Source organism: Variovorax sp. E3, from assembly GCF_016082275.1.
In the GTDB taxonomy this organism is placed as follows: Bacteria; Pseudomonadota; Gammaproteobacteria; order Burkholderiales; family Burkholderiaceae_C; genus Variovorax.
In genome coordinates this window covers 46,333-52,897 of sequence record NZ_MOWM01000038.1, presented here as the reverse complement: position 1 = coordinate 52,897, position 6,565 = coordinate 46,333, and the positions used below count along the sequence as shown (strand labels likewise).

Here is a 6,565-nt window from a genome sequence, read left to right as displayed (position 1 = left end):
CGGCGCCGTGATGCCGCCTGTGGAGCGGGCTGTGGCGGCGGCGCGGCGCGCCGGACGGCGTCCGCGCTGGCCGCGCCCGCGGCCTCCTTGGCGGACGACGAATCGCGCGGGGCCTTCACCTGCTGCTGCTTCTTTTGATCCTCGACTTGCGCTCTTCGTGCAGCGGTGGCCGCCGCTGGTGGCGCCGGCTCCGGTGCTGCTGGTGCTGCTGCTGCCGATGCGGCGGCAGGCAGGTCGGCTGGCGGTGCGGCATCCGCCGAGGGCGGAGCCGGCACGGCCGCAGGTGCGGGTGCAAGTGGAGGAGCCACGGGCGCCTGCGCTGGCGCGGCAGCCCCGCCACGCGCGCCTCGCCGTCGAGCTGCGCGTCAGGCACCGGCTCGCGGTGCCACAGCACGGTCACGAACGTCGCCACGAGCACGGTCGCGAAGGCCGCGTTCCATGGCATGCGCGAGCGCGGCTCGCCGCCGCCGCCGAACACGCGGCGCCACCAAGGCGCGGCACTCGCGCTGTTGGCGGCGGGGCGCGTCGCGGCCGGCACGGCGGCCAGGTTGTGCGCCATCTTCAGGATCGCGTCGCGCGTGCGCGCGTCGGGCGTGGCGTTGCTGTCGGGCGCGTGGTCGAGCGCGCGGCGCAGCGCCGGGTCGCGCAGGTCTTCGCCGTCGTCGCGGTCGAAACCGGTGGTGTTGCCGGTCGTCGTCATGCGCGTGGCTCCAGCACCGACAGGTAGCGCTCCATGCACCCGCGCAGCTTCTGCAGTCCGTAGCGCAGGCGGCTGCGCACGGTCTCGAAGCCGATCTCCAGGCTCGCGGCCAGCGCCTCGACGGTCAGGCCGTCTTCGTGGTGCAGCAAGAACGCGGCGCGCTGGTCGGCCGGCAGTTCGTCGAGGCAGGCCAGCAGGCGGCGGCCCGCGGCACGCCAGAACGCGAGCTCTTCGGCCGACGGGTGCGCGGCGGCGTCCACCGCGCCGCGCACGCACGGTCGAGCGTGGGAATGGGGTCGGTGTCGTCGTCAAGGTGCGCGTCGAGCGTCACCTCGCGCCCGCTGACGCGCAGGCGGTCCATCGCGAGGTTGTGCGCGATGGTGAAGGCCCAGGTGCGCCAGGTCGCGCCCTGCGGCGAAAAGCTGTCGCGCGCCGAGATGATCCGTACCCAGGTGTCCTGGAACACCTCGTCGGCCTGCGCCACGAGCCGCGCGCCCAGCAGCCGCTTGACGAAGCGGAACAGCCCGCCCTCGTGGCGCGCGTAGAGCACGTCGAACGCAGCGGCGTCGCCTTGCGCGTAGGCCAGCATCAACTGGTCGTCGGGCATGGCCTGTCGCTCGGGGGCGTTCTTGGCGGAAGGGGCGCGGGGAAGCGCGGACATCGGAGGATTTTCACCCGAGCTTGTACGGGCGGCGGGGCGGATCGGGGTTCGGGTGGGCAAAAAAGTGGCGCGGACCTAACCCCGTTGCGGCGGCCCCGCCGTATCAGCCTGCATCCAACCACCCGGAGTCCCGCCATGACCCAGCCTTTTGCGCCCCGGCTTCGCCGCCCGATCATCGTGCTGCTGTGCGCCCAACTGCTCCTGACCGCCTGCGGCGCCACCGAGGCCCCGGCCCTGCCCGGCGTGACGCGCCACCCTTCGACGCCGCCCGACAGTCGCACCATGCAGACCGCGCTGAACTTCGAGGCGCCGTCCGCCACGCATTGCGCCCGGCCGGTGCAGACGCACGAGACCCCGGGCACGCCGCGCCCCCTGACGCTCATGCGGCGCGAACGCGCGGTCGGCGCGGCCAGCGCCGACGAATACGCGCTGCGCAAGAGCGCCCCGCCGTCCACGGCCGCCGCCATCGCCGAGGCGCCCGCGGCGATGGCCGTGCCCGTACCGCCGGCATCGCCATCGCCATCGCCAACGCCAACGCCAGCAGCGACAGCACCCCGCGTCGCCGGCGCCATCCAGCCGCCGGCCCAGGCCCCGCGCCCCGCCAACGAACCCGTCACCGCCGGCATGGTCGACGACAACGCCGACTTCGGCGAATACCTGGCCTTCCGCGCCCGCACGCAGGTCGTGCACCGCGAGCGCGACATCAGCGCGCGTTACCTGCTGCAGGTGCGCGACGCGCGCGGCACCGTCGTGCCCGACGCCGAGGTGGCCGTGCAAGCCCCGAACGGCGCCGCCATGTGGGCGCGCACCGACGCGGGCGGGCGCGCGTGGCTGCATCCGAACGCGTTCGATGCCCGGGGCCGCAGCCAGGTGTACGAGGTCACGGTGCGCAAGAACGGCCGACAGAGCACCGCCTTCCTGCAGCGCGGCCAGAAGAACGCCGTTGACGTGGTGCTCGGCGGCAAGTCCGACGCCGCCCCTGCACGCGCGCAACTCGACCTGGTTTTTCTGATCGACGCCACCGGCTCCATGGACGACGAAATCGCCAAGCTCAAGAGCACGCTGCGCACCATCGCCGACCAGGTCGCGAAATTGCCGAGCCGCCCCGACACCTGCTTCGGCCTGGTGGCGTACCGCGACCGCACCGACGACTTCATCGTGCGCCGCCACGACTTCACCAACGACCTGAACGCCTTCCAGGGCGTGCTCGACGCGCTGCGCGCGGCCGGCGGCGGCGACTACCCCGAGGCCATGAACGAGGCGCTGAACGAGACCGTCCACCAGCTGAGCTGGCGCGGCAACGGCACCACCCGCCTCGTGGTGCTGCTGGCCGACGCGCCGCCCCACCTGGACTACGGCGGCCCGCAGTACGACGACGACATGGTCGCCGCGCTGGGCAAGGGCATCAAGGTGTTCAGCGTGGGCGCGTCGGGGCTCGACAGGCAGGGCGAATACATCCAGCGGCAGATCGCGCAGTACACCGGCGGGCGCTTCGTTTTCCTGACCTACAAGGAGGCGAGCGACCCGGCCAGCGGCCCCGGAACGCAGACCGTGCACGACGTCGGCAACTACTCGGTGCAGACGCTGGACAAGCTGATCGTGCGGCTCGTGTCGGAAGAGTTGGGCAAGTTGCCGGCGGGCAGTTGAACTCGGCCAAAAAGCTGGGCTATAATCTTGGGCTCGATGCCAATAAGCATTGACGGCTCTTTAGCTCAGTCGGTTAGAGCGATGGAATCATAATCCACAGGTCCGCGGTTCGAATCCGTGAAGAGCCACCAACACCCCCCGAGTGTTGATTTCATTGGGGAAATCAGCACTTTCAGCCATTCGAAGTGAGCCGGTCAATGAGCCGGTTCACTCAATGCGACACCTCCCCAACCTGTATCGAAACCGATACGGCGTCTACTACCTCCGCCTCTACCACGAGAGGCGCGAAACCAAAATTTCCCTGCGCACCAAAGATTGGTCGCTGGCTAAACTGCTCGCTTTACAACACCACCACAGGCAGGCAATGGCAGGGATACCCAGACGATACGAAGCAAACCTAGAGACCTTCGAGTTCAAGACGGACGGGACCCCAGAAGACGCCGTAGCCCTTGAGCGCTTTCTAGCCAATCCAGCGATTGCCTACAGGCTCCAGCAGCCCCCAGCGGCACGCGCGCCGGTAAGCCACGCGCCCACCTCAGCCCCAATCCTCGCCACACCGAAAACCTTTGTTGAGTTCACTAAAGCATACCTACTCACCAAAGATAATCAAAATACAAATAAAACTCTCGCAGAAAAAAAAACGAACTTACGAAGAGTTTTTACTACCGCTCTCTAACAAGGAAATTCTCGTTAAAGATATTGACAAAAATCACGCGGTGGAATTCAAGCTCAATCTTATGGCTCGAAGAGCGGGAAACTCGATAGTAAATAAAAAGATTTCTTACCTCAAAGATTTTTTTTCAGAAGCAAAGTCGAATGGGCAACACGCTGGACCCAACCCTTTCGACGATTTAAGTGTTGAGAAAAAGGGAAATGATAGTATCAAATTTGACGAGTTCACCGACGAAGAACTCATTTTGATTTTTAACCCACACACATATATTGAATATATGAAGGAGCCAAATTATTTTTGGCTTCCCATTCTCGCACTATTTACTGGCGCTCGACTGAACGAACTTGCCGGGATTTCCCTTAAAGATATATTTCAAAGTTCAGGCGTCTGGGTTATCAAAATCCCTCCGGAACGCGCAAAGACCGAAAACAGTGTGAGAGACATACCTATTCACAAAAAACTTATTGAGCTTGGTTTTCTTGACTTCTATGAACAAGTTAAAGCCGCAGAGCCTTTCAACAATCTTCTTTTTTCCGAGCTTGTTAAGAAAGAAAAAATTCGACAAGTGGAAATCAAATAAGTTTGATATCGACTACGGGAAAAACTGCTCGCGTCGGTTCGCGCAATATCTTGACAAAATTAAGCTAATCTCAAGAGAAAAGGTTTTCCACTCTTTTAGGTCTACTGTAATCAATCGGCTTACTAATGTTGCCGCCCTTCACCCTGCGCTTATTATGGGCCTCGTGGGCCACATTGAGAGCGCGAAGATTGATTATTCTGCGGTTCACTTTAAGGTCTACCAGAAGAAAAAGCCAATTCAGACCTTGAAGCAGGTTATTGATAGACTTTCCTACAATTTTCTGAATGAGAATCTTCACCAACTTTCACAATCACGCAAATGAAAATCGATATTCTTTCAAAATACCATTTTGACAATCTGACTCCAGACCAGCTGGACGAAATCCTAGACATTGAAGAAATTCACGAGCTTCAAGACAATCAGGAGACGCAAGATACTATGCGTATGCTCTCACAGTTTCTTGTTGGCAATGTAGGCAACACCTTCAAGGAAATCAAAGCCCTTGACCAGCAAGACAGAAGGCGACTTCTTCAGCGCTGGGCCTCACTTTTGAAGAGCCCCGACCAACTGAAATCCGTAGTTATCGCGATAACTACCGAACTTCTGTAAAATCTTCAAAGAAACACTTGACTGCAGTTTTTGTTGCAAGGATACTACACTTCCTTAACCACCAAGAGGAGTGAAACTATGGCAACCGCTACCAAGTCGATTGACGAACAACTGGCAGAGCTTGACGCAAAGCGTAAAGAGCTTCTTGCGGCCAAAGTTCAAGAGAAAGAAAAGCCGTACCTCGATATGCTGGAGCATATCAAGAGCAAGGATATTGACCCGGAAGACTTCGCCAAATGGCTTGAGGTGAAATTCCGTAAGTACTTTATCACTATCGACTACAAAGACGGCGAAGAGACCAAGACCTACCGCCGCTACAAGGGCCAGATTGGCAAGGACGCAACCGCGACCCTGTCCACTCTGAAGGCTCTGGGTGAAAAGGCCCTCTATGCGGCTGTAAACCCCGAACACAAGGCGTTGGGCGACGAATGGGTGAAGAACCTGTTCTATCCTGCCCCCAAGTAAGTAAGTTGAATACTCCAAAGAATAAGGCGCCCAGGGCGCCTTTTTCTTTTCAACAGTAAATTTAATCAACAATTACAGAACCAGCTTTATTAAACCAAAAAAGCGCCCATTGTCAAGAGCTATGGACAACTTACCTACCCACAGCGTAAAGCTGTGGATAGCCCTTCGGGTTCGAAAGTTGACCACAGCGAGACACTGACGCGCTGCGCTTGCCCTAGTTTTTATATTTCTCTCAACACAGGGAAGGCAAGCAGCCAGGAACCCCACAGAACGGCCGTAGAGCCGTTTTTTTACACCTGCCCTACCTTACCCCTTATCTCCTATCCCTCCCTGCTCTAGCGGCAGATTACAAGAGATTGTCCGCCTGTCAAATTTCAGAAAACAGATTATAAAAGTCGATTTTTCTTGACACCATTTCTTGACACCACTTTTTTCATTGGAGAAATTTAAATTCTTGACACCACAGGCTGACACCACACCCCCCCGAGCTTGACACCATTTTGAAGCACCCGTTTTCATTGGAGAAAATCACACTTGACAATCAAACCTGACACCACTTTTTTGTATTGTTTACATATTCATTGATTACAAGCTACATTACAAACTCAAAAACCATAGTTTTTGGAGTAATAAGTAAAGCGAAGCGGAAAAAAAAGGCAAAAAACGAAAATCACGCAAAAATTTGCTTTTTAATAATCTTTTTGCTACTGTATTACCAAACAGGAGCAACAATTGGAACAAAAACAACAATTTATAAATTTACCTAAGGACGCAGTAAAAAGACTTTTTAGCCCGGAGCTGAACGATTTTGACCATAAGCTTTATATTTACTTAAGATTTAAATCAACTTTTAAATATGAGCTCTTTGGAATATACAAACAAGAAACCTTTCAAACCCTCAAGAATGCAATAAACGACGCTTGCGGCACGAGCAAAGACATTACGCAAATAAAGCGCTCAATCTCAAAGCTCGAAAAGCTCAAACTTCTCACAGTTCAGAACTCGAAGAGTTGCCTTGTGGTCTGTTTAGACTACACAAAAACCCTCGCTGACACCGTCAGCGCCATTGAGAAGGACTATAAAACCTTCAACCTTTACCCCGAGCGACTTAAAGAGCTTCGAGACGCCATAGGCGTAAACACTGCCGCAGTCTTCCAAAATAATCAAAAACAAATAGAGGAAAGCACAGACCTATCGCCCGATACTCTAGAAAAACTCGGTTGGTAAATA

9 protein-coding genes and 1 tRNA gene are annotated in these 6,565 nt (G+C 57.3%); 7 read left to right on the top strand and 3 right to left on the bottom strand.

All coding sequences use genetic code 11. The annotated features are described in order from the left end of the window. Positions 1–115 precede the first annotated feature (115 nt). The 3 genes from BMG07_RS15840 to BMG07_RS15835 are packed head-to-tail and all read right to left on the bottom strand — an operon-like array spanning position 116 to position 1,361. On the bottom strand, positions 116–700 hold the full coding sequence (locus BMG07_RS15840) for a hypothetical protein (protein WP_198085377.1): 585 nt from the start codon (positions 698–700) through the stop codon (positions 116–118). Then, the gene (locus BMG07_RS42245; protein WP_269759029.1) at positions 697–849 is read right to left on the bottom strand and encodes a sigma factor-like helix-turn-helix DNA-binding protein; all 153 of its coding nucleotides are present in this window, start codon (positions 847–849) and stop codon (positions 697–699) included. The genes BMG07_RS15840 and BMG07_RS42245 overlap by 4 nt, the downstream gene beginning before the upstream one ends. After that, the gene (locus BMG07_RS15835) at positions 825–1,361 is read right to left on the bottom strand and encodes a sigma-70 family RNA polymerase sigma factor (RefSeq protein WP_269759028.1); all 537 of its coding nucleotides are present in this window, start codon (positions 1,359–1,361) and stop codon (positions 825–827) included. The genes BMG07_RS42245 and BMG07_RS15835 overlap by 25 nt, the downstream gene beginning before the upstream one ends. Positions 1,362–1,496: 135 nt before the next feature. On the opposite strand from BMG07_RS15835, the gene BMG07_RS15830 reads away from it, so the two are divergent. From BMG07_RS15830 to BMG07_RS15800, 7 genes are all read left to right on the top strand, one after another. Then, on the top strand, positions 1,497–3,008 hold the full coding sequence (locus tag BMG07_RS15830) for a VWA domain-containing protein (RefSeq protein ID WP_198085376.1): 1,512 nt from the start codon (positions 1,497–1,499) through the stop codon (positions 3,006–3,008). 54 nt (positions 3,009–3,062) lie between these two features. After that, positions 3,063–3,139, top strand: a tRNA-Met gene (locus BMG07_RS15825). An 11-nt stretch (positions 3,140–3,150) separates the two neighbouring features. Continuing rightward, positions 3,151–3,684 (top strand): hypothetical protein, encoded by a 534-nt coding sequence (locus BMG07_RS15820; RefSeq protein ID WP_198085375.1) that lies wholly within the window; start codon positions 3,151–3,153, stop codon positions 3,682–3,684. Positions 3,685–3,724: 40 nt separating this feature from the next. Further along, on the top strand, positions 3,725–4,261 hold the full coding sequence (locus BMG07_RS15815) for a hypothetical protein (RefSeq protein ID WP_198085374.1): 537 nt from the start codon (positions 3,725–3,727) through the stop codon (positions 4,259–4,261). A 318-nt stretch (positions 4,262–4,579) separates the two neighbouring features. After that, the gene (locus BMG07_RS15810; protein WP_198085373.1) at positions 4,580–4,870 is read left to right on the top strand and encodes a hypothetical protein; all 291 of its coding nucleotides are present in this window, start codon (positions 4,580–4,582) and stop codon (positions 4,868–4,870) included. 78 nt (positions 4,871–4,948) lie between these two features. After that, positions 4,949–5,335, top strand: a complete 387-nt coding sequence (locus tag BMG07_RS15805; RefSeq protein WP_198085372.1) for a hypothetical protein — start codon at positions 4,949–4,951, stop codon at positions 5,333–5,335. 732 nt (positions 5,336–6,067) lie between these two features. After that, positions 6,068–6,562, top strand: coding sequence for a hypothetical protein (locus BMG07_RS15800; RefSeq protein ID WP_198085371.1), 495 nt, complete (start codon positions 6,068–6,070; stop codon positions 6,560–6,562). Positions 6,563–6,565 lie beyond the last annotated feature (3 nt).

Coding starts and splice junctions, on each gene's coding strand:
- BMG07_RS15810 (WP_198085373.1), top strand. CDS start 4,580: ATGAAAATCGATATTCTTTCAAAATACCATTTTGACAATCTGACTCCA.
- BMG07_RS15805 (WP_198085372.1), top strand. CDS start 4,949: ATGGCAACCGCTACCAAGTCGATTGACGAACAACTGGCAGAGCTTGAC.
- BMG07_RS15830 (WP_198085376.1), top strand. CDS start 1,497: ATGACCCAGCCTTTTGCGCCCCGGCTTCGCCGCCCGATCATCGTGCTG.
- BMG07_RS15835 (WP_269759028.1), bottom strand. CDS start 1,361: ATGTCCGCGCTTCCCCGCGCCCCTTCCGCCAAGAACGCCCCCGAGCGA.
- BMG07_RS15840 (WP_198085377.1), bottom strand. CDS start 700: ATGACGACGACCGGCAACACCACCGGTTTCGACCGCGACGACGGCGAA.